Annotated in this window: 23 protein-coding genes; 8 read left to right on the top strand and 15 right to left on the bottom strand. The window is 72.3% G+C overall.

Features of this window, described 5'->3' with window-relative positions; translation table 11 throughout:
• Positions 1-54: 54 nt before the first annotated feature.
• From ACH4FX_RS32080 to ACH4FX_RS32065, 4 genes are all read left to right on the top strand, one after another.
• Positions 55-1,008, top strand: a complete 954-nt coding sequence (locus ACH4FX_RS32080; protein WP_398484918.1) for an ABC transporter ATP-binding protein — start codon at positions 55-57, stop codon at positions 1,006-1,008.
• The gene (locus ACH4FX_RS32075; RefSeq protein WP_398484916.1) at positions 1,005-1,835 is read left to right on the top strand and encodes an ABC transporter permease; all 831 of its coding nucleotides are present in this window, start codon (positions 1,005-1,007) and stop codon (positions 1,833-1,835) included. The genes ACH4FX_RS32080 and ACH4FX_RS32075 overlap by 4 nt, the downstream gene beginning before the upstream one ends.
• A gap of 429 nt (positions 1,836-2,264) precedes the next feature.
• Entirely contained in the window at positions 2,265-2,678 is a 414-nt protein-coding gene (locus tag ACH4FX_RS32070; RefSeq protein ID WP_398484914.1) for a DUF3662 domain-containing protein, read from the top strand.
• A 223-nt stretch (positions 2,679-2,901) separates the two neighbouring features.
• The gene (locus ACH4FX_RS32065) at positions 2,902-3,807 is read left to right on the top strand and encodes an RNA polymerase sigma factor SigF (RefSeq protein ID WP_398484912.1); all 906 of its coding nucleotides are present in this window, start codon (positions 2,902-2,904) and stop codon (positions 3,805-3,807) included.
• A gap of 105 nt (positions 3,808-3,912) precedes the next feature.
• Here ACH4FX_RS32065 and ACH4FX_RS32060 read toward each other — a convergent pair whose 3' ends face one another.
• The 3 genes from ACH4FX_RS32060 to ACH4FX_RS32050 form a co-directional block, all read right to left on the bottom strand.
• On the bottom strand, positions 3,913-4,743 hold the full coding sequence (locus tag ACH4FX_RS32060; RefSeq protein ID WP_398484910.1) for an alpha/beta fold hydrolase: 831 nt from the start codon (positions 4,741-4,743) through the stop codon (positions 3,913-3,915).
• Positions 4,740-5,333 carry a TetR/AcrR family transcriptional regulator gene (locus ACH4FX_RS32055; protein ID WP_398484908.1) on the bottom strand — a complete coding sequence of 198 codons (594 nt, stop codon included), beginning with the start codon at positions 5,331-5,333 and terminating at the stop codon, positions 4,740-4,742. Before ACH4FX_RS32055 ends, ACH4FX_RS32060 begins: the two co-directional genes overlap by 4 nt.
• Before the next feature lie 124 nt (positions 5,334-5,457).
• Entirely contained in the window at positions 5,458-5,820 is a 363-nt protein-coding gene (locus tag ACH4FX_RS32050) for an ArsR/SmtB family transcription factor (protein WP_398484906.1), read from the bottom strand.
• Between the two features lie 128 nt (positions 5,821-5,948).
• Here ACH4FX_RS32050 and ACH4FX_RS32045 point away from each other — a divergent pair, with 128 nt between their 5' ends.
• A complete protein-coding gene (locus tag ACH4FX_RS32045) occupies positions 5,949-7,052 on the top strand; it encodes a Gfo/Idh/MocA family protein (RefSeq protein ID WP_398484904.1) in 1,104 nt (367 codons plus the stop codon).
• Positions 7,053-7,103: 51 nt separating this feature from the next.
• Here ACH4FX_RS32045 and ACH4FX_RS32040 read toward each other — a convergent pair whose 3' ends face one another.
• Both ACH4FX_RS32040 and ACH4FX_RS32035 read right to left on the bottom strand, forming a co-directional pair.
• Positions 7,104-7,571 (bottom strand): RICIN domain-containing protein, encoded by a 468-nt coding sequence (locus ACH4FX_RS32040; protein ID WP_398484902.1) that lies wholly within the window; start codon positions 7,569-7,571, stop codon positions 7,104-7,106.
• A gap of 378 nt (positions 7,572-7,949) precedes the next feature.
• Positions 7,950-8,480: a methylated-DNA--[protein]-cysteine S-methyltransferase gene (locus ACH4FX_RS32035; protein WP_398484901.1), complete on the bottom strand. Its 531-nt coding sequence runs from the start codon at positions 8,478-8,480 to the stop codon at positions 7,950-7,952.
• A gap of 446 nt (positions 8,481-8,926) precedes the next feature.
• Here ACH4FX_RS32035 and ACH4FX_RS32030 point away from each other — a divergent pair, with 446 nt between their 5' ends.
• Positions 8,927-9,874: a hypothetical protein gene (locus ACH4FX_RS32030; RefSeq protein WP_398484899.1), complete on the top strand. Its 948-nt coding sequence runs from the start codon at positions 8,927-8,929 to the stop codon at positions 9,872-9,874.
• Between the two features lie 227 nt (positions 9,875-10,101).
• Here the strand turns inward: ACH4FX_RS32030 and ACH4FX_RS32025 are convergent, their stop codons facing one another.
• From ACH4FX_RS32025 to sigJ, 3 genes are all read right to left on the bottom strand, one after another.
• Entirely contained in the window at positions 10,102-10,509 is a 408-nt protein-coding gene (locus ACH4FX_RS32025) for a DUF779 domain-containing protein (RefSeq protein ID WP_398484897.1), read from the bottom strand.
• Between the two features lie 76 nt (positions 10,510-10,585).
• On the bottom strand, positions 10,586-11,365 hold the full coding sequence (locus ACH4FX_RS32020; protein WP_398484895.1) for an SDR family NAD(P)-dependent oxidoreductase: 780 nt from the start codon (positions 11,363-11,365) through the stop codon (positions 10,586-10,588).
• 96 nt (positions 11,366-11,461) lie between these two features.
• On the bottom strand, positions 11,462-12,382 hold the full coding sequence (gene sigJ / locus ACH4FX_RS32015; protein WP_398484893.1) for an RNA polymerase sigma factor SigJ: 921 nt from the start codon (positions 12,380-12,382) through the stop codon (positions 11,462-11,464).
• A gap of 100 nt (positions 12,383-12,482) precedes the next feature.
• Between sigJ and ACH4FX_RS32010 the strand changes: the two genes are divergently transcribed.
• Entirely contained in the window at positions 12,483-12,851 is a 369-nt protein-coding gene (locus ACH4FX_RS32010; protein WP_398484891.1) for a hypothetical protein, read from the top strand.
• Between the two features lie 247 nt (positions 12,852-13,098).
• A complete protein-coding gene (locus tag ACH4FX_RS32005; RefSeq protein ID WP_398484889.1) occupies positions 13,099-13,761 on the top strand; it encodes a phosphatase PAP2 family protein in 663 nt (220 codons plus the stop codon).
• Between the two features lie 21 nt (positions 13,762-13,782).
• Here ACH4FX_RS32005 and ACH4FX_RS32000 read toward each other — a convergent pair whose 3' ends face one another.
• The 7 genes from ACH4FX_RS32000 to ACH4FX_RS31970 are packed head-to-tail and all read right to left on the bottom strand — an operon-like array spanning position 13,783 to position 21,479.
• Entirely contained in the window at positions 13,783-15,165 is a 1,383-nt protein-coding gene (locus tag ACH4FX_RS32000; protein ID WP_398484887.1) for a glutamate-1-semialdehyde 2,1-aminomutase, read from the bottom strand.
• Positions 15,166-15,172: 7 nt separating this feature from the next.
• Positions 15,173-15,724 (bottom strand): dTDP-4-dehydrorhamnose 3,5-epimerase family protein, encoded by a 552-nt coding sequence (locus tag ACH4FX_RS31995; protein ID WP_398484885.1) that lies wholly within the window; start codon positions 15,722-15,724, stop codon positions 15,173-15,175.
• Positions 15,721-16,920: a polysaccharide pyruvyl transferase family protein gene (locus ACH4FX_RS31990; protein ID WP_398484883.1), complete on the bottom strand. Its 1,200-nt coding sequence runs from the start codon at positions 16,918-16,920 to the stop codon at positions 15,721-15,723. The genes ACH4FX_RS31995 and ACH4FX_RS31990 overlap by 4 nt, the downstream gene beginning before the upstream one ends.
• Positions 16,917-17,864: a glycosyltransferase family 2 protein gene (locus tag ACH4FX_RS31985; RefSeq protein WP_398484881.1), complete on the bottom strand. Its 948-nt coding sequence runs from the start codon at positions 17,862-17,864 to the stop codon at positions 16,917-16,919. Before ACH4FX_RS31985 ends, ACH4FX_RS31990 begins: the two co-directional genes overlap by 4 nt.
• Complete coding sequence (locus ACH4FX_RS31980) at positions 17,861-19,162, bottom strand: hypothetical protein (protein WP_398484880.1); 1,302 nt, start codon at positions 19,160-19,162, stop codon at positions 17,861-17,863. Before ACH4FX_RS31980 ends, ACH4FX_RS31985 begins: the two co-directional genes overlap by 4 nt.
• Positions 19,159-20,457, bottom strand: a complete 1,299-nt coding sequence (locus ACH4FX_RS31975) for a DUF4910 domain-containing protein (RefSeq protein ID WP_398484878.1) — start codon at positions 20,455-20,457, stop codon at positions 19,159-19,161. Before ACH4FX_RS31975 ends, ACH4FX_RS31980 begins: the two co-directional genes overlap by 4 nt.
• Positions 20,454-21,479, bottom strand: a complete 1,026-nt coding sequence (locus ACH4FX_RS31970; protein WP_398484876.1) for an NAD-dependent epimerase/dehydratase family protein — start codon at positions 21,477-21,479, stop codon at positions 20,454-20,456. The genes ACH4FX_RS31975 and ACH4FX_RS31970 overlap by 4 nt, the downstream gene beginning before the upstream one ends.
• Positions 21,480-21,481: the final 2 nt, after the last annotated feature.

The raw sequence follows: 21,481 nt of genomic DNA, 5'->3' as shown, positions 1-21,481 counted from the left end.
TCCACCGGAACACGTCCCGCACCGAGCGGGCGGCGACAACAGGAAGGTGCCCGGATGTCCGGCAATCTGGCGATCCACGCCGACGGCCTGCGCAAGAGTTACCCAGGGCCGGGCGGTGCGGTGGAGGCCGTGCGCGGCCTCGGACTGAGCGTGCCGAAAGGAGAGTTCTTCGGGCTGCTCGGCCCGAACGGCGCCGGCAAGTCCACGACCATCGGCATGCTGACCACGATGGTCCGCCCGTCGGCGGGCCGGGCCGAGATCTGCGGTCTGGACGTGGCCGCCGACCCGGTGGCGGTCAAACGGCGCATCGGCGTGGCGGCGCAGGACAACACCCTCGACATCGAGCTGACCGTGGCCGAGAACCTGGAGTTCCGCGGCCGGTACTTCGGCCTCGGCCGCCGCGACGCCCGCGCCCGGGCCCAGGACCTGCTCGGACTCTTCGGACTGACCGACCGCGCGCGGGCGCGGGTCTTCGAACTCTCCGGCGGACAGCTCAAACGCGTCATGATCGCGCGGGCCCTGGTCCACCGTCCCGACGTGCTCTTCCTCGACGAGCCGACGGCCGGGCTCGACCCGCAGTCCCGCCTCCACCTGTGGGACATCCTGCGCGGACTCCAGGCCGACGGGCAGACCATCCTGCTCACCACGCACCACATGGAAGAGGCCGAGACGCTGTGCGACCGGCTGGCCGTGATCGACCACGGCCGGGTGCTGGCCTGCGACAGCGCCAAGGCGCTGCGCGACTCGATCGGCGCGGAGACCGTCGTCACCGTCGTCTACGAGGGCGGCGACTTCGACCTCGCCGCGGTGCACGCGATGGCGCGCGCCGACCGGGTGGAGGCCGCGGACGGACAGGTACGGGTCTTCGCCACGGACGCCGACGGCGTGCTCAGCGACCTGGTCGCGCTGGCCGCCAAGGCCGGGCTCACCGTCCTCGACGCGTCCCAGATCAGCCCCAGCCTGGAAACCGTGTTCCTGACCCTGACCGGACGGGAGTTCCGCGAATGACCACCACCGTACTGACCAAGGCCCCGGCCGTCCGGAGCCGGGCCCTGCACACCTTCGCGGCCATGATGGCGCGCGACGCCCGGGTGCTGCGCCGCAACTTCGTGATGAGCGCCGTACGCATCGTCATCCAGCCGCTGCTGTTCGTCTTCGTCTTCGCCTATGTGCTGCCGAAGGTGGGCGGCGGGGCCGGGCCCGGGGGAGAGGCGTTCTCGACCATCATGGTGCCGGGGCTGGTGGGCTCCTCCATGGTTTTGCAGGCGATGGCCGCCGTCACCTTCCCGCTGGTCATGGAGTTGTCCGGGCCCGGCGCCATCGAGGACCGGGCGCTGGCGCCGGTGTCCGTCCGGGTGCTCGGGCTGCAGAAGATCCTCTCCGCCGTCGTCGAGGGCCTGGTCGCCGGCCTCCTGGTCTTCCCGGTGGTGCTGCTGGTGCACGCGCAGGGCCAGGCGCCCGCCGTGTCGGTCGCCGACTGGCCGATGCTGGTCTTCGTCCTGCTGGCGGGCGCGGTACTGGCCGCCGCGATCGGCATGTACCTGGCCACCCGGATCGACCCGCGCCAGATCCAGGTGCTCTTCACCCTCGTGATGTTCCCCGCGATGATGCTCGGCTGCGTCTACTTCCCGTGGTCCTCGCTGGACGGCACGCCCTGGCTGCAGATCGCCGTTCTCTTCAATCCGATGGTCTACATGAACGAGGGACTGCGGGCCGTCCTCACACCCCAGGTCGGCCACATGCCGTCCTGGGCCTTCCTCCTGGCCCTCCTCGTGGGCGCGGCGGGCTTCGTGTGGCTCGCCATGCGCTCGTTCGCCCGCCGCGTCACGCAGTAGCGGACACCGGCGGCGCACCCGTCAGGCGCGCCGCCGCGGACCCGCCGGCCCGGTCCGCGCCGTACACCCGACCGCTCCGACCCGACACCCGGAAAGGGAAACACCATGTCCACATCCCATGAGAACCGAAAAGACGAGCTCCGCATCCCTGCTCCGCCCCGCCCGGCCGCGCCCGCGGCCCCGGCGCCGCCGCCGGCTCCGGCCGTTCCGCAGCCCGCCCGTCCGACGTCACCCACGACCGAGGAACCGCCGCCGTTCGCCGCCCCGGCGGCTCCGCCCGCGCCCGCGGCCCCCGCCCCGCCGGAGGACCGACACCCGTAACCGGTACGGGGAACCACGCGTACCGCGGGTCGTCGCCCGCCGCTGCCCAGCGCGCCGAATGGGACACCGCGAACCGGGCACCCGGCCGGCATGGGATTGCTCACGCGCATGGAAAAGACGGTGGAGCACTGGGAAAGTGCGCTGGTCGACAAGGTGCTCGGCAACGACCCGGTCGAGCTGTGCGACGACCTGCGACGCGAATGCGACGGCCACGCCGTGGTGGCCGGCAAGGACCGGGTGCTGGTCCCCAACGCCTACAAAGTGGAACTCGCCCCCGCCGTACACGAGCAACTCGGCGAGCGGGAAGCACAGGTCGGCCAGGAGCTGACCGACGTCCTGGCCCGGCACGCCGCGGAACACGGCTACGAATGGGCCGGCCCGCTCACCGTCCACGTGACCCGGGCCGGGGAACCCCTCGAAGGCCGGTACCGGATATCCAGCCAGGCCATGCCCAACATCCCGGCGGACGCGTTCGACGGGACACCCCCGCAGGCACCGCGGCCGACGACGCTCCGCCCGTGAAGGGGCCCGACGGAGAACGACTGCGCGTCCGCTTCACAGCGTCTCGTGTGGTTTTGTCCCCATTGCGGGGCTCGTGCAACGGCCGCTCGACTGCCGTCCCTTGGCCAGAACTCGTCGCCACGTCAACCATCTGTGACGACTGTTTTTGATCTGTGGGGAATGGGAGGTGTCGATCGGGGAACGCGCTCCTACGCACCGTCATCGACACAGGAAAGGGCGAGTCATGACAACGGCAGCAGTGCAGACTGTGGAGCTCGACCAGGCGGCCGACACGGCCCGGCCGGCGGGCGGGGCAGCGGGCGTTGCCGAAGGACTGCCGTGGGTCGAGGACGCGGGAAAGATCGCCCCCAGGGACGCACGCGAGCTGTCGAAGCTGTTCTTCGACCGGCTCCAGGTCCTCGAAGAGGGCACGCACGAATACCAGTACGCCCGCAATACGCTCATCGAGATGAACCTGTCGCTGGTGCGGTTCGCCGCCGGCCGGTTCCGCAACCGCGGCAGCGGTGAGATGGAAGACATCATCCAGGTCGGCACGATCGGTCTCATCAAGGCGATCGACCGGTTCGACCTGTCCCGCGAGGTGGAGTTCACCTCTTTCGCGGTCCCGTACATCGTCGGTGAGATCAAGCGCTTCTTCCGCGACACCAGCTGGGCGGTGCACGTGCCGCGCCGGCTCCAGGAACTGCGGGTCGACATCGCCAAGGCCAAGGAGCAGCTCGCCGGCACCCTCGACCGCGACCCCACGGTCAAGGACCTGGCCGCCCACTTGGAGATCACCGAGGAAGAGGTCCTGGACGGCCTCATCGCCGCCAACGGTTACGCCGCCGGCTCCCTGGACTCGCCCAACGAGCAGTCGGACGACGGCTCCGTGAACGGCAAGGCCCGTACGGTGGCCGACACCATGGGCGAGGCCGACCCGGCCATCGAGACCGTCGAGAACCTGCACGCCCTCGCCCCGCTGATCCAGGAACTGGACGAGCGGGAGCGCCAGATCATCGAAATGCGGTTCGGCCGCGAAATGACCCAGTCGAAGATAGGGGAGGCGCTCGGCATCTCCCAGATGCACGTGTCCCGGCTGCTGGCCCGTACCCTCCGAAAGCTCCGCACAGGCCTGTGCGCGGACGGCTGACGTCAGCCCCGCCGCGGACATCCGTACGGAGAAGGCTCCCGCGCTCCCCCTGCCGGCCAACGCCGGGAGGGGGAGCGCCCATTGGCCGCTGCCCTCGCCCGGCGGCTACGCGCGGAGAGCCTTCCCGAGGGCCTCACCGAACTCGGCGGGATGAGTGGTCAGTCCGATGTGCCCGCCGGGAAAGTGCCGCAGCTCCGTACCGAACCGCTCGGCCAGGAAGGCAGCCGTACGGTGGGGCAGCTCCCCGCGCGAGTCCCGGCCGCAGGCGAGTACGAGCCGGTCCGACAGCGCTTGCAGCCGGTCGAGATCCGGGACGTAGGACATGAAGCCGGGGACGATGCGGCCGATGAAGTACGGCAGGTCGCCCAGCGTCCGCTCGGCCCGCGCCGCGGCCTGCGGCGGAAGCGCGGGCGCCGGCTCGGGGCTGCCGCCGTCCTCCTTCAGCCCCGCGGCGAACACGGCCATCGCCGGCATGAGCCCCTGCGTACGGAACGTCTCCCGCACACGCGCGACGAGTGCGCGGTGCGCGGGGGCGTCCGGCAGGACCTCCACCACCGGCGGCTCGTGCGCCACGACGCGCTCGACGCGTTCGGGGTGGGCGGTGAGCAGGTGCAGGGCGGCGATGGCGCCCGAACTGGCACCGAACACCCGGGCCGGTTCACCGGGCGACAGCAGGTCCAGCATCCGCAGCGCGTCGTCGGCGTGTTCGGCGACCCGCTGCTCCGCCTCCGGGTCGTCCAGCGGGCTCCGGGACATGCCCCGCGGGCCGTAGGCCGCGACGGTGTACGTGGCGGCCAGGTCGTCGGCGATCCCGTCGAAGGCTGCCGCGCCGCCCGTGCCGCCGGGTATCAGCAGCAGGAGCGGGCCCCGGCCGCGCACCTCGTAGTGCAGGGTCGCGCCGTTCACGCGCAGGCTGCCAATGGTCGGGCCGGTCATGCGGAGTCTCCTTCTCGGGACGAGGGCCAGTGCTCCAGGAGGGCGTGCAGGGCGTCGAGGGTGCGGTCCCAGGACCGCTGCGGTGAACGCTCGTGCGCGAACCCGCCGGCGGCCTCCAGGGCGACGAAGCCGTGGAACGTGCTGCGCAACAGCCGGACCGCGTCGGTCAGATCGGGTTCGGCCAGGCCGTAGCCGCGCAGCATGCCGTACGTCAGCTCGACCGCGCGCCGCGGGCCGGGCGCCTGCGCGGCCAGCTCGGGGTCGATGGGGATCGGCGTCTGTGTCGCCATATAGCGGCCCGGATGCCGATGGGCGTACTCCCGCCAGGCGTTGGCGAACGCGACCAGCGCTTCCTTGCCCGCGCGCCCGGCGGTCGCCTCCGCGATGCGGATGGTCTTCTCGTCCGCCGCCAGCAGCGCGATCCGTCCGCGCAGGTCCTCCAGGCCGCGCACGTGCGTGTACAGGCTCGCGTCCTTGACGCCGAGCCGTCGCGCCAGCTGCGACATGGTCACCCGGTCGAGTCCGACCTCGTCCGCCAGCTCGGCGCCCGCGCTCGTCACCCGCTCTGTCGTCAGTCCGGCCCGCGCCATGTGCCCTCCTCGCTGTTCCTAGGGGTCATAGGTTTACCCTAGGGGCCCTAGGAACAGCAAGCGAAAAAGCGCCGCGTCCCGGCGGAAGGGGGCGCGGCGCGGCGTTCGGGAACGGGTGATGCGGTCAGGCGGGTACCGGCTGCGGCATGTCACGCCGGGCGTACTCCTTCTTGGCGCCTTCCTTCAGTACGAGGGCGAGCAGGCCGGGAAAACGCCGGTCCAGCTCCTGTGTGCGCAGGGAGTTGACCCGCCGGGTGCCTTCGTCGCGCTGGCTGATGACGCCCGCCTCGCGCAGTACCCGCAAGTGCCGGCTGAGGGCGGACTTGGCGATGGGCAGGTCGAAGGTGCCGCAGGGCACCGCCGGCTCGTCGGCGAGCCTGAGGACGATGCTCAGCCGGACCGGGTCGGTGAGTGCGCTCATGACGGTGAACAGGTCGAAGTCCCGCTCGTCGGGGTGGAGCAGCGGGGAGGACGTACGGCTGGCCATGCGCCCAGTATTGCTCACCGGGGCCGCCGTCGAAGGGTATGTTCACTTTGGCGCGAACATGGGTTACCGTCGTGATCACCGCTCGACCCGGTGCGGCACCGCCCGTACCCCGGTGAAAGGACTCCGCCATGCCCTCGCACGCCCCCACCGCCCCGATCGGCGTCGGCATCATCGGCCTCAGCGCCTCCGGCGGCTGGGCCGCCCGCGCGCACCTGCCCGCGCTCGCCGCCGTGCCGGGGTTCGAGGTCCGCGCCCTGTCCGCCAGTACACCGCGGTCGGCGCGGGCCGCGGGGGAGAAGTACGGCATTCCGCTGGCCTTCGGCAGCGCCGCGGAACTCGTACGGCGCGACGAGGTGGATCTCGTCGTCGTCGCCGTGAAGGTCCCGCACCACCGCGAACTGGCCCTGGCAGCCCTCGACGCCGGGAAGATGGTGCTCAGCGAATGGCCGCTGGGCAACGGCCTCGCCGAGACCGAGGAACTGGCCGCCGTCGCCGAGACCAGGGGCGTCCGCACCTTCGTCGGCCTCCAGGCCCGCTCCGCGCCGCCGATCCGCTACGTACGGGACCTGATCGCCGACGGGTACGTGGGCGAGGTCCTGTCCACCAGCATCGTCGCCTCCGGGCGCCGCTGGGGAGCGGAGTTCGAGCCGGGCGGCGCCTACCTCCTCGACCGGGCCAACGGCGGCTCCCTCCTCACCATCCCCTTCGGCCACACCATCGACGCCGTCACCATGGTGCTCGGCGAGTTCACCGACCTCGGCGCCACGATGGCGACCCGCCGCCCGAAGGTGCGCAACGAGGTGACCGGCGAGCCGGCGCGGATGGACGTGCCGGACCAGATCGCCGTCAACGGCGTACTCGAAGGGGGTGCGGTGGCCTCGGTCCACTTCCGCGGCGGCCTGTCCCGCGCCACCAACTTCCACTGGGAGATCAACGGCACCGACGGCGACCGGCTGATCACCGGGGACTCCGGCCACCTGCAATTCGGTCAGGTCACTGTGTACGGCGCCCGCGGCGAGGCCACCGGGCTCGCGGAACTGCCGGTGCCCGCCGCGTACTCCACGCTGCCCGCGCTCGCCGGCCGCAGCACGGAGGTGGCGTACACCGTGGCCCACGCCTACGAGCAGATCCGGGCCGACCTCACGGCCGGCACCCGCCACGCGCCGGACTTCGCCCATGCCGTACGCCGGCACCGGCTGCTCGACCGCATCGAGCGCGCCGCCGGGTTCTGAGGGGCGGTTTCCCGGCGGCCCGTCCGGCGGTCTCTCGGGCGGTACAGGCGTTCAGCGGCGCTCCAGCGTCCACCACTGGCCCGCACGGTCCTGGTCCTCCCACTGCTGGACATTGGCCCCCGGCTCCGTGCTGTCGTCGGCGACCTCCAGCAGCAGACCACTGGCGTAGTTGGTCAGGGTGAAGGTGCCGGGCGCGTCCACATGCTGCTCCAGCAGCCACTCCTGCGCCCCGTAGTTGTTGGCCTTCCACTGCTGGACGTTGGCGCCGTTCTCGGTGGAGGCGCCGGTGACGTCCAGGCGCTTGCCGCTGCCCACATTGGTCAGGTGCCGGAGCCCGCTGCCCGGGTGCACCTCGGTGATCCGCCACAGCTGGCCCGGCGAGCCGTCGTCCTTGCCCTGCCGCACGTTCGCCCCGCTGCCCTTGCGGCCGTCCTCGACCTCCAGCAGCAGGCCGCTGCCCACATTGCGCAGCGCGTACGCCCCCTCGCCGACCGCTGCGAGGCCCTCCGTACCACTCACGTCCCGCCCCTTCACCCGTCACGGCGGCCTGTCGCCACCACCGATTAGTTCAAGTGTACGAAAACGGGTGTGGCGGCTGTGCCTGTCGTGCCGGAAAGCGGGCTGTGTGCTGGTCTGCGCCGGGTCCTGAAGGCCGCGGAAGGGGCCATTCGAAAACGGTCATGGCATAGCCCCTGCGTTGACTGGCCCGGAGCCAATATACTCGGCAGGGCTTCGGAAACCGTCCCGCAGCGGGATGGGTTCCGGTCGAGGCTGCCTGGGTCGGGTGATGCGGGGGATCGCCCGACCCGGGTCCAGCCGCTGCCCGGCCGCTCCTCCCGGCCCGCGTCCGCGGGTGGTGGGGGGAAGGGAGGAGCGGCGGGCGGAAACAGCGCAGGGTCAGGCCGTGAGAGGCCCTGCCACGCATGCCGCCCCTTCGAGGCGCAGCAGCTGTTCCTTGCGGTGCAGGCCGCCCGCGTAACCGGTGAGAGTGCCGTTGGCGCCGATGACGCGGTGGCAGGGGCGGACGACCAGCAGCGGGTTGCGGCCGATGGCGGTGCCGACGGCGCGCACCGCGGCGCGAGGGGCCCCGATGCGGGCCGCGATGTCGCCGTACGTGAAGGTCTCGCCGTACGGGATGGCTTCCAGGGCCTGCCAGACGCGCTGCTGGAAGGGGGACCCTGCGGGCACGTACGCGATGTCGAAGCGGGTGCGCCGGCCGTCGAAGTAGGCGGTGAGCTGTGCGGCGATCTCCGTGAAGGCCGCCGGGTCGTGGGTCCAGCCGGGTTGCACCGTGGCGCCGCCCTTCTGGTCCGGAACGGACAGGGAGGCCAGCGCGGTGCCGCCCGGTGCGGTGGCGGACCGTTCGCCCACCAACAGCACTTCCCCGAGCGGGCTGTCGAGCGTCGTGTGGACCGTCGTGGCCGTCATCGTCCGGCCCCTTTCTCTGTGCTCTCGCGCCGTTCACCGGCTCATCCGTCACCTCCCACTGTGCTGCCGCGCGGGCGTCACGGCTGGCGGGATTCGGACGTCGCATTCCCGCCGGTGACGCAGGCGCGGGACGGCCGGTCGTGCCGGGGCGGCGGGAGGGCGGGCGAGCCGCGTACGACGTGCGGAGCCCGCCCGGCAGCGGAGCGCCGTGGGCGGGCACCGCAGCGTACCGCGCTGGGGGACGGCGGCACCGGGCGAGCCCGCCCACGCCTCGTTTCCGCTGCTCGCGGGCGCCATGACCGGCCGCCGTCCTGGGCAGGATGACCGGGTGGGTCCCCGGCCGGCCGGGCTGCGGCGCGGCGGGGGAGCCGGGCCGGGGAGCGGGTCGAGCGCCCCGGCGCACCCGTTACGATCGGCGGCATCGTGGCCGTCGCCGGGAGGAAGAGATGGGCCTGTTCCGCCGAGGACCGAAGCGGGATCCGCGCGAAGCCCCGCGCGACGGGGAGTTCTCCTTCTTCTCCGAGCGGGAGGGCGGCGTCTTCCGGTCACAGGTCCGCCAGGCGTTCGCCGAACGCGGCCTGGAGGTCACGGTGTACGCCGGTCTGGTCGCCGACTCCGCCGGCCGGCAGTTCGGGCTCGGCAACCTCGCCGCGATCTGCCACCGCGACCGGCGCGGCGAGCGCGTCTGGCCCGCCATGATCCGCGACCACGTGGGCAAGGTGCTGCGCACGATGGACGGGCCGCAGCCGATGGAGACGCTGTCGGAGGACGAGATCCGGGCCCGCCTGTTCCCGCGGGTGGTCGCCGAGGAGACGCTGCCGCCCGCGGACTCCTTCCGGTACGGGCGCGCGCCGGCCCCCGGCTTGCGCGAGGTGCTCGCCCTGGACCTGCCGGAGGCCGTACAGATGCTCAGCGAGGACTCGCTGACGGACCTCGGCGAGGTGCCCGAGCTGCGGATCAGGGCGCTGAACAACCTGCGCGCGCTGCCGGTCGAGGGACACGAGACGGTACGGCGCGGTGACGGCTCGACCTTCGAGGTGGTGCTGGGCGACTCGTTCTTCACCGCCAGCCGGGTGCTGGTCCTGGACGACCTGGTCCAGCGGATCATGGGCACGCCGCTGACCGCGGACGGCGCGCTGGTCGCGCTGCCCTTCCGCCACCAGCTCGCCTTCCACCCCATCCAGGACTCACAGGTCGTTCCGGCCCTCCAGGCGATGGCGCAGTTCGCCGCGGCGGGTCACGAGGACGCGGCGGGGGCGATCAGCCCCAATGTGTTCTGGTGGCGGCGCGGCGAGATGACGCGGCTGAGCGAGCCGGACGGCGACGGGCTGCGGGTGGTCGTGGACATCGAGTTCCAGGACATGCTGGAGCGTCTGGTGGACGACGAGGCGTGACCCCTTCCGGGGCCCTCGACGGTGCGCTCCGCCGCGCTCAGGTCGCCGACGCCGCGGGTGATCGCCGGGTGGCCATAGGCACGCACCGTGGGGCCGCGGAAAAACTTTCGGGGAATTCCGTCCCGATCGGAACCCCCGGCCCCCTTCGCTCGTTCCACTAGGTGAGGCCCCGCGTCATCCCCCGTGCGCGGGGCCTCACCAGCATCGTGCGGAAGCCCGGCCGCAGCTCAGTCGCCCAGCCGCGCCCGTTCCTCGTCGGTGAACAGCCGCGAGCGGATCAGGAAGCGCACGCCCTCGGGTGCTTCGAGGGAGAAGCCCCCGCCGCGTCCCGGCACGACATCCACCGTCAGATGCGTGTGCCGCCAGCGCGCGAACTGGTCCGCGGACATCCAGAAGTCCACCGCCTCCGCGACGCCGGCCACCGGCAGCCGCCCGAGCAGCACGTCCGACGCGCCCGTACGGAATTCGCCCGCCGGGTAGCACATCGGCGAACTGCCGTCGCAGCAGCCGCCCGACTGGTGGAACATCAGTGGTCCGTGCGCCGCGCGGAGCCGGCGGATCAGTTCCTCGGCCGCCGGCGTCAGCGCGATGCGCCCGGTGACCGGCTCCGGCCCCCCGGCCTCCGTGGTGTCCATCAGGATCCCGGCCTCTCGGGCGTGCAGTGGTTCATGTGCCACTCCTTCGGCGTCCGCCTTCACCGTACGCGCCGGCTCAGTGGACGGACAGACCGCCGTCCACGAACAGCGACTGCCCGGTGACGTAGGCCGAGGCGCGGCTCGCCAGAAAGACCGCGGCGCCCGAGAAGTCCCCGGCGAGGCCGTTGCGCCCGACCAGGGTGCGGGCGGCCAGCGCCGACACCTTCTCCGGATCGGCCGCCAGCCGGGCGTTGAGCGGCGTCAGGACGACGCCCGGCACGAGCGTGTTGCAGGTGACGCCGTACGGCGACCACGCCTCGGCCTGGGAGCGGGCCAGCGATTCCAGTCCCCCCTTGGACACCCCGTACGCACCGCTCTGGACGAACGCCCGGTGCGCCTGCTGGGACGTGACGTGGATGATCCGCCCGAAGCCCCGCTCGGCCATGCCGGGGCCGAACCGCTGCCCCAGCACGAAAGGCGCCTCCAGGTTCACCGCCATCGTGGTGTCCCACACCGCGTCGTCCAGCTCGCTCATCGGCGGCCGCAGATTGACCCCGGCGGAGTTGACGAGGATGTCCGGCTCACCGAACACCGCGGCGGCCGCCTCGGCCGCCGCGCGTGTGGCCTCCCGGGTGCCGAGGTCGGCGCTCACCCAGGCCGCGCGGCAGCCGTCGGCCGTCAGCTCGTCGACCGTGGCGGCGAGTTCCGCCTCCTTGCGCGCCACGACCACCACACTCGCGCCGGAACGGGCGAGGGCACCGGCGATGGCACGGCCGATGCCGGAACTGCCGCCGGTCACCACGGCGACCAGCCCGTCCAGCGAGAACAGGTTCGAGAGATAGCTTTCCGAGGTCATTGCCGCACCTTAGACGGCAGGCCACGTGCGGCAGCGCCCAGGGCCGCTGCCGCGCCCACCGTGGCAGACCGACCGCTCTGCCGCCCGGAACTCCCGCTAGTCAGCCCTTCCGTGCCACGGCCGCAGTTTTTCCGGGTTGCGGATCGCCCAGATCCGGGTGACGCGCCCGTCGGAGACGTCGAACGAGGCCACGGTCGCGACGACGCCGGCACGCTGGGCCACCAGGCCGGGCGCACCATTGACCGACCGCTCCAGGAGTTCGAGGCCCGGCGTCCTGCCGGCCATGGCGATCATGTACTGGGCGATGCGCGCCCCGCCCTCGACCGGGCGCAGGACGGTGCCGGCCTTGCCGCCGCCGTCGGCGGTCATCACGGCGGCCGGGTCGAGGAGACCGACGAGGGTTGCGATGTCCTTGGCCTTCCATGCCTCTTTGACGTGTCTGACCACGTCGGCCCGGCCGGTCGCCGTCACCGGAGTGTGCGCGGCGCTCGCCCGCCGCCGGGCGGAAGCCGCCAGTTGCTTGCAGGCCGCGGGGGACCGGTCGAGAACGCCGGCGATCTCGGCGAACGGGTACCGGAAGACGTCGTGCAGGACGAACGCCACCCGCTCGGCGGGCGTCATCGACTCCAGGACGACGAGGAAGGCCATGGCCACCGACTCGTCCACGACGATCTGGTCGGCCGGGTCTGCGGAGCCGGTGGATCCGGCGCCGCCCGCGCGGTCCCACTCGGTGCGGTCGGGCAGCGGCTCGGGCAGCCACGCGCCGACATAGCGTTCCCGGCGGGCCCGCGCCGAGCCGAGCAGGTCCAGGCAGATGCGGCTGGTCGCCGTCGTCAGCCAGGCGCCGGGAGACAGGATTTCCTGCTGTCGGCTTCGCGGCAGCCCGTACCAGCGCGCGTAGGCATCCTGTACGGCGTCCTCGGCCTCGGTCAATGAACCGAGCAACCGGTAGGCGACATTGATCAGTTGGCGTCGGTCGCCGACTGTCTCCTCCGGGCTGGTACCGACAGTCCCCATACTTCCGGCCGCCCCTCGCCTTACCTTTTGCAGGCCCACGTCGTCGGACTGGTGAGACCTTATCGAGCTACTGCCCGAGGGCGGAAAAGGGGACGGCGACATGGCCACTCAGGTGACGGCGAACAGACAACGCAGCACCTCGTTCCTGCGGATCGCGATCGCCCTGCAGACTCTGACCATCTTCCTCCAGGCGGTCTCTGCCGGGGTGCTGCTGACCTCGTCGTACGGAGAGACGCTGCACGGTGTCGGAGCCCGGGTGATGTACGGGGCGTCGATGTTGTACGTGCTCGCGGCGGTGCTGGCGTGGAAGTGGGGCGGCGGCTCGCTCCGGCCGGTCCGGCACGCCTCAGGGTTCCTCGCACTCGCCTCGCTCCAGGTCGTCCTGGGCATCGCGCACGTACCGTCGCTCCATATCCCTCTGGGTGTCCTGATGTTCGGCCTGAGCATGCTGGCGCTGGCCCGGCGCTGAGGCCCGATACGGGGCCTGTCGGCAACAACCGGGTTGCTGCCGGCGAAGAGGACGCAGTACACGTCCCATGCCTAGAGTGCACATGGCTGTACGGGGGGCGGGCATCCGTACTCCTCGGGCGTCGGAGGGATGCTGTATGGCGGAGAGACCGAAGCAGGATCGTAGGGATCACCGCTGCTCGGCCGACCGTGTCCCGCGGCGCCGGAGCCCGGAGCCGGCAAGCGACCGCGGGGCGGCCGGTGGGTGTATGACCGGCCGGCCGGCGCCTGCGGTGCCGCCTCCGTTGCTGCGCGCGTGCCTCGGGCTGATCGCCGTCCCCGCCACGCTGGTGGTCGTCGTGCTCGGGGTGCTGTACGCCGGGCACGGCGAGCCCGGCACGGTGGACAGGTGGATCGTCCAGCCGACGGCGGATCCCGTGCAGCCGCCGTGGCGGTGCGTCGCTCTGGCCATCGACTCCCTGGGAGAGCCGGCCGGAGCGGCGGCGTTGGCCGTGGTCGCGGTGGCGGGTTGCTTGCTGCTCCGGTGCCCTCGCGCGGCGGTGTCCGTCGTTGCCGGGACCGGAATCACCGTGGGGACGGCGACGCTGCTCAAGCCGCTCGTGGGGCGCACCATTCACGGGGACGGAAACCTGTCCTATCCGAGCGGGCACACCGCCTTCCTCACCGCGCTCGCCCTCGTGGTGGCGCTGTCCGCGACCGGCCGGCTCGGCCTCGGAAGGGCGGCCGGCCTGTCACTCGTGCTCGGCGCGGCACTCGTCGCCGGCGCCGCCATGGGCTGGGCCCAGGTCGCCCTGGGCGCGCACTACCCGACCGACGTTCTCGGCGGCTGGTGCACCGCGCTGGTGGTGATACCGGTGACCGCTTGGCTGGTCGACCGGGTGGCCGACAACGGTCGTCAAGGGCGTCACTGACGCTGCGTCAGCCACCTCACGTCACGCCAAGCGCCGGAATACAGGCTTCACCGGCCGCCCGGCCATCCAGGGCGCCGGGTCCCCGGCGTCCAGCGCCTTCCGGTACACCGCACACGCCTGGGCCACCACGTCGATGGTGTGGTCGATGTCCGCCTCGTCGAGCGCGCTGCTCACCACGAACGACGGTGCCAGTACCCCGCCTGCGAGCAGCCGGCGCAGGAACAGGGTGCGGTACTGCTGCGACGGCTGCCGGTTCTCGTCGAGGGTGGCGAAGACCAGGTTGCTGGCCCGGCCCCGGACGATGACGTGGTCGCCGACGCCCATGCCGGCCGCGGCGTCGCGGACACCGGCGGCCAAACGTTCGCCGAGGCCGTGCAGCCGCGCGGTGATGCCCTCCTCGACGTAGGTGGCCTGCACGGCCATCGCGGCGGCCAGCGCGTGCGTCTCCGCGCCGTGTGTGGTGGACAGCAGGAACACCCGCTCGTGGGAGTGGCGCAGCCCACCCCGCTCCATCAGCTCGCGGCGCCCGGCCAGTGCGGAGACGGCGAACCCGTTGCCCAGCGCCTTGCCGAACGTGGAGAGGTCGGGCACGACGCCGTACAGGCCCTGGGCGCCCGCCTCGGACCAGCGGAAGCCGGTGATCATCTCGTCGAAGATCAGGACGCAGCCGTGCCGGTCGGCCAGTTCGCGCAGAGCGGCGAGATAGCCGGGATCGGGGTCTCCCCTGCTCGAACGGAGTTGAGAGCTCGGGGAAGGTTCGGTGTGCCCGGTGGGTTCGAGGATCAGGCAGGCCACCTCGTCCTCGTACCGGGTCAGCAGTTCCTCCGCGGCGGCCAGGTCCCCGTACGGGAAGGAAACGGTGAGCTCTGCGGTCGCCGCCGGGATGCCCGCGGACATCGGCGTGGTGCCGATGAACCAGTCGTCGACGGAGAAGAACGGGTGGTCGGCGCAGACGGCCACCCGCGGGCGCCCGGTGGCGGCGCGGGCGAGGCGTACCGCGGCGGTGGTGGCGTCGGAGCCGTTCTTCGCGAACTTCACCATCTCGGCGGTCGGTACCGTGGCCAGGAAGCGTTCCGCGGCCTCGACCTCCACGATGGACGGCCGGACGAAGTTGCTGCCGCGGTCGAGTTCCCGTCGCACCGCCTCGTTCACGCGTGGGTGGGCGTGGCCGAGGCTGACCGACCGCAGGCCGGAGCCGTACTCGATGTAGCGGTTGCCGTCGATGTCCCACACGTGGGCACCGCGGCCGTGGCTGATGACCGGGGCCAGGCCCTCGGGGTACTGGTCGTCGCCCTTGGCGTAGGTGTGCGCGCCCCCGGGGATCAGGGCGTGCAGCCGCTCGTTCGCCAGGCGCGACCGGGGCAGTCGGAACGCTGCGGGTTCTCCCGCTTCTTCGGTGGCCATGCCGATCTCACCTTTCCTTCTGCTTCAGGGCCTCGGCGAGGCTCGGCGCCTCCCGGTCCCGCCGGGACATCGATGTGACCGGCAACGGCCAGGGGATGGCCAGCTCCGGGTCGTCGAAGGCGACCGTCACGTCCTCGGCCGGATCGTGCGGGCGGTCGATGCGGTACGAGGTGTCGGCGGGACCGGTCAGCGACTGGAATCCGTGTGCGCACCCCGCCGGGATGTACAAGGTCGTCTGCGTGTCGCCGGACAGCTCGAAGAAGGCCCGGTTGCGGTAGGTCGGTGAGTCCGGCCGCAGGTCCACGACGACGTCGAAGATCTTCCCGTACGAGCACCGCACCAGCTTGGCCTCGCCGGCTCCGGAGCGCAGGTGCAGGCCGCGCAGCACGCCGCGGGCCGAACGGGAAACGCTGTCCTGGATGAAGGCGTTCGGGTCGAGGCCCACCGAGCGGACCACGTCGGCGTCGAAGGTACGGCAGAAGAAGCCGCGCTCGTCGGCGTACGGCGTCGGCTCGAAGAGGTAAGCGCCCTGGATGTCCGGGACTTCGGTCGCTTTCATGGAGTCTCCTGCCGGGCGGTGGCCTTGAACAGGTCCCTGGTCAAGGCGGTGAACTGGTGGGCGAGTTGCCGCGCGGCGTCCTCGTTCCGCTCGGCGAGGGCCCGCCGTATCTCCGCCGATCGCTTCTCCAACTCCCGGAACTGGTCGAGGAGCCGGTCGGCGTCGACCTCGCGGGCCGGATGGCAGTAGGCGCCGAGGCCCATCCTCGCCATGAGCGCGTCGCTCTTCGCCGCGTAACTGAGGGCGAGCGTGGGCGTGCCGGCCTTCAGTGCGCAGATGAGGTTGTGGTAGCGGGTGGCCACCACGGCGTCGGCGGCCGCCGTCTCCTTCATCAGGTCGGCGAGGGAGGCCGCTTCGGCAGCCGTGACCAGGGGCGAGTCCACCGCTTCGACGATCGCGGCGGCCACCGGCGCGTCACACTCGTCGCCGGTCAGCAGCCGGACCGGTCGGCCCTCCGCGACCAGCGCACGCACGAAACGGGTCGTTCCTTCGAGGTAGCGGCGGTGGATCTCGTCGGCGTGGGCCCGGTCGTCGTTGCCGCCGTGGAAGTCCATGACACCGACGCAGACCGCGCCCGAGGGGGTGCCCGCAGATGGCGTCGGCAGGGCGAACGCGAGGTCCGGGTAGACCTTGTCGCGCGCGGTGTCCACGCCCATCGCCCGCATCGCGTCGCGGGACAGCGTGTCCCGGTACGACCGGTACGCGGCCAGCCGCGCCGACCAGCGCACCAGGGCCCGGGTCGGCCGGTCGCCGATCGGGGCGGCGCCGACGCCGACCAGTGCCACCCGGGTCCCGAACAGCCGGCCGCTCGCGCAGAGCAGGAACAGCGAGTACGGGAAGCCCCACGGCCGCAGCGGCAGCGTGGCCTCCAGGACGCCCATGCCCGGCACGATCACCACGTCGTGCCGGCGTACCCAGGCGGCGGTGCGGGCGGCGTCGATGAGTTTGCCCAGCCCCTTCGCCGCGATCGCGCCCGCACGCGACGCGGTCCGGTACTCCCCGCGGTACCAGTGCAGCCGCGTCGCGGGAATCCCGTACCGGGAGGCGACGACCCGGGGGCCGCCGCACAACGCGTCCACGACCGCCTCCGGGTGCTCGGCGCGGAGGTACCCGAGCACGGCCTCCAGCGATCCGTCGTTGCCGAGGTTGCCGGAGCCGAGCAGGCCGAAGATCCCGACCTGTGGTGCGGTCTTCATGCCCGCCGCCCCGCACGCCCGGCGACGAGGGCGTCCACGGAGACGGTGAGCTCGGCCGGGTCGACCGGGGCGCGGTCCTCGACCCGCTCACCGGCGCCCGGCCGGGCCCGGCTGGTCATCCACGCGGCCAGGTGGCGGTAGCAGGCGCGCCGGTCGGCCGGGGACAGCGGAGCCCGCCGGACCGCCGCGACGAAGCCCCAGACGTACTCGGCGAGCAGCCGGGGCGTCGGGTGCAGCGGGCCTGCCCGGCGCGGGTCCAGGTTGACGCACCGGGAACGTTTGGACGGGTTTGCCCGCTCGGCGCGGGTGGGGTGGTCGCGGCGGAAGTACAGCAGCTCCGGCACCTGGTGGAAGGGCCCGTGCAGGGCGATCTCGGCGACGAACGTGCGGTCCGCGTGGTGGTAGCTGTCGTGCGGCCGCACCCGGCGCAGCACGTCGGCCCGCATCACCCCGTAGAAGTCGTCGCCACCGGGTTCGAACAGCAGGCTGCGGAAGCGCTCCGGCGCGTGCGGCGAGGCGGTGGCGAGCGTGTACGCGTACGGGACCTTCACCCGGCCGTCTTCGTCGATGACCGCCTGGTCGGCGTGCGCGAGGATCACGTCGGGCCGCTCGTCCAGCGCCTGAACGCAGCGCCGCAGCAGGTCGCGGGCGTACAGGTCGTCGTGCGAGGCCCACTTGAACAGCTCGCCGCGGCACTGGGTGAACACGTGGTTGTGGTTCGGCGCGGCGCCGATGTTCCGGGGCAGCCGGAGGTACCTGATACGGGAGTCCCGCGCGGCGTACTTGCGGCAGATGTCCTGGGTCCCGTCGGTCGAGGCGTTGTCGGAGATGACCAGCTCGAAGTCCCCGTAGGTCTGGCCGAGCAGGGCGTCGAGCGACTCGGCGAGGTACTCCTCGCCGTTGTACACGGGCAGACCGATACTGAGCCGGGGTTGCGCGGTCATGACGTCCTCACTTCGCGGATCGGATTCAAGGGGTGGCGCTCGCGCAGGGCGGACCGCAGGTGCAGCCACCACACGGCCGAGCCGCAGACCGTCGCGGCGGCGACGCCCCAGGCCGAGCCGGCCGTGCCGGCCACGGCCGCCCCGCCGAGCCCGCCGGTGACGTAACAGGCGGAGGCGAACAGCTGGCTGCGCAGGCTGCGCAGGGCCGCGCCGAGCGCCCGCAGACCGGCCGCCGCGCCGGTGCCGAGTCCCGCGCCCGCGACACCGAGCGTGACCGGCACGATCAGCTCCGAGGCCGAGTTCCAGACACCGCCGAGCACCAGCTCGCCGAACTGGTGGGGCACGAGCAGCAGCACCCCGCCCCACAGCAGCGCGGCGGCGGCCTGCCCGCCGCCCAGCAGGAGGCAGAAGGTGCCGAGGCGGTGCGGGGCACGCCGCAGCACCCGTGCCGCCTCCGCGACGGTGACGAGAGACAGCCCCATCAGCACGGCCATGAACGGCCCCAGCAGCAGTTCGGCGCCGCGGACCACACCCACCGCGCCGACCCCGACGATCGCGCCGAGCCCGTACGCCCGCAGCTGGCTCGCGCCGCTGTTGCTGACGTTCTCGACCAGGTACCGGTAGCCGAGGTCGCGGTGCGTACGAAGCCACTCGCGCGCACCGGTCAGGTGGGGCCGGATTCCGGACTGGAAGCAGCCGTACAGCGCCGCCACCGCGGCGGACCCGCCCCAGGCGAGTACGAAAGCGGACACGCTGCCCACGCGGGCCGCCACCACCATGGCCGGGACGAGCGCGACGCCCCACACCAGGTCGTTGACGAACGCCTTCCGCCCGGTGCCCGCGGCGAAGAACGCGAACCGCCAGGCGTCCTGCAGCAGCAGCCCGGGCAGGACGACGCCGAGGCAGGCGAACGCGGGCCCCACCCGGCCGCCGACGCCGAGGCCGACCACCAGGCACGCCGTGCCGAGGGCGGCGCCGACGCCGAGCGCGGTACCCGACGACCGGGCCACCGCCCCGCGCCACGACGCGTCCGGCACGCCGCTGAAGCGCACCATGAGGGGGTCGGTGGTCAGGCCGCGGGAGACGTTGAGCACCACGCCGTAGGTCACCCAGGCGAGGCTGAACACGCCGAACGCGGTCACCCCCAGCGACCGTGCCACGTAGATGCCCACCACGAAGTTGGACACGCTGGAGGCCGCCTGGTCGGCCAGTCCCCAGGACAGCCGCCCGACGAGGGCCCGCTTGGCGGCCGCGGCCTTCGGGCCCGTCTTCTTCCCCTCGGTGGACATGGGCGTCATGCCTTGATCAGCCCGGCGCCGTGCAGGGCGTCGCCCGCGGCGGCGACGGCCTCGAAGGGCAGCCCGGACCGCTCGGCGATGTCGAGCAGACGGTGCTCGCCGTCGGAGAGGTTGAGCACCCAGAGCATCGCCAGCTGGGCCTGCTTGGTGTCGCTGCGGCCGCCGACCGCGTCGTACAGCCCCCGGCGGCCCAACTGCGGTTCGCCGTAAGGGCTGAGGTTGACGTACTGCCGGTTGCGGTCGAGGACGGCGAACGCCTCGCGGCAGACGGCGAGGGTGTCGGCCATCGCCTCCGGGGAGACGAAGTCCAGGTTGTCCGCCGAGGTGTGGTACTCGGGATAGCCCGCGTAGGGGGTCCGGGTGAGCGAGCCCACGCCGAGGTCGAACCCGGGGGAGCAGAACTGCCGCTCGTCGTAGCCGTACGGCGTGAACTCGGTGATGCGGTGCGGGCGTCCGGAGGAGGCCAGCACATACCGCATCACCCGGTCGATCTCCGCGTCGCCGCGCCTGCTCCGCTTGTACGTCAGCCCGCCCCGGTCCCCGGCGCAGGCCAGCACCAGGCCGTGCCCGACCCGGCCCACCCGCTCCGCGTTGCGGGCCAGCCAGGTGATCGCCCCGATGGTGCCGGGCGCGAACAGGAACCGGTACGTGTAGTACGGCGTCCGCTCCGCCAGCGACCGGGCCAGGAACGTCGCCACCGCGAGGCCGGCCAGGTTGTCGTTGGCCAGCGACGGGTGGCAGACGTGACAGGAGACGATTACTTCGTCGGGGACCTGCCCGGGGACCACGTGCTCGGCGTAGGTGAGGTGGCCGTCGGCGAGGGTCGAGTCGATGCGCACCTCGTAGTCGCCGTCCGGCATCGCGTCCAGGGTCTCCTGGGCCAGGCAGAAGCCCCATTCCGGCTTGTAGTAACTGGTGCGGTACGGTACCCAGCCCGGGTGCTCCGGCAGGGTGTGCAGATGTCCGCGCAGCTCGGCGAGTGGCATGGTCGCCGCCACCGGGATGCTGTAGCCGAGCACGTGCAGGCTGGAGGCGGCGAAGTCGACGACCCGGCGGCCGGTGCTGTCGGCGATGTACGCGTCCCGGATGTTCCACTCCTGGGGGACCGTCCAGTCGAGCACCTGCGTCCCGGTCGGTACCTCGTGCACCTGGAGGGGGAGGTACTCGCCGACGATGTCCAGGGTGGCGCGCACTCCGTCGCCGGTGATGCTGCGGCACAGCGGGTACAGCCGCTCCACCAGCGCGTACATCTCCTCGCCGGGCGGGGCCGCCGGCTGTCGGCCCGGCGCGGTCATCGGCGCCACCGCAGAGTGTCGTCCACGGCACCGGCCTCGGACGCCGCGCGCAGCACGGCGAGGCGGGTGAAGCGCCGCTCGAAGCCCTCCCGGGTCAGCCCGTGTCGCCGGTAGGCGTCGGCGAGTTCGAGCGCGCCCTGCTTCACCGTCCACTCGCAGTCGAAGCCGGGCACCGCGGCGCGGAACCGGGAGAAGTCCACCCGGTACGACCGCGGGTCGGCACCGGTCTCCCCGGTGATCACCACCTGCGCGCCGGACACCGCCTCGGCGACCTGCTCGGCGATCTCGGCGACCGTGACGTTGTTGATCTCGCTGCCGATGTTGAACGCCCGGTCGTGCACCGCCCCACGCGGCGCGGTCAGCGTGGCCGAGAAGGCCCGTGCGATGTCGGCGGCGTGCACCAGCGGGCGCCAGGGCGTGCCGTCGGAGAGCACCAGCACCTCGCCGGAGAGGAACGCATGACCCACCAGGTTGTTCAGCACGATGTCGGCGCGCAGCCGGGGGGAGTGGCCGAAGGCGGTGGCGTTGCGCATGAAGACCGGGCTGAAGTCGCCGTCGGCCAGCGCATGCAGGTCGTCCTCCACCCGCACCTTGGACTCCGCGTACGGCGTCACCGGGCGCAGCGGGGCGTCCTCGGTCACCAGCTCGTCGCCGCCCGCGGCGCCGTAGACGGAGCAGGTCGACGCGTACAGGAAGCGCCGCACTCCGGCGTCGCGGGCCAGCCGTGCAAGGCGTACGGAGGCGTGGTGGTTGATGTCGTAGGTGAGTTCCGGCGCCAGCGATCCCAGCGGGTCGTTGGACAGGGCGGCCAGGTGGATCACGGCGTCCACGCCGGCCACGTGTTCCGCTGTGACGTCGCGCAGATCCACCCGGTGTCCCGGAGGGTCGGCGGGCGCCGGGCCGAGGACGCAGTCGGCGAACAGGCCGGAGTCCAGGCCGACGACGTCGTGCCCGGCGGCCGAGAGGACCGGGGCCATGACGGTGCCCAGGTAGCCCTGGTGCCCGGTGAGCAGTACGCGCAAGG

Source organism: Streptomyces sp. NPDC018019, from assembly GCF_044327805.1.
Taxonomy (GTDB): domain Bacteria; phylum Actinomycetota; class Actinomycetes; order Streptomycetales; family Streptomycetaceae; genus Streptomyces.
This window is presented reverse-complemented; position numbering and strand designations above follow the sequence as displayed.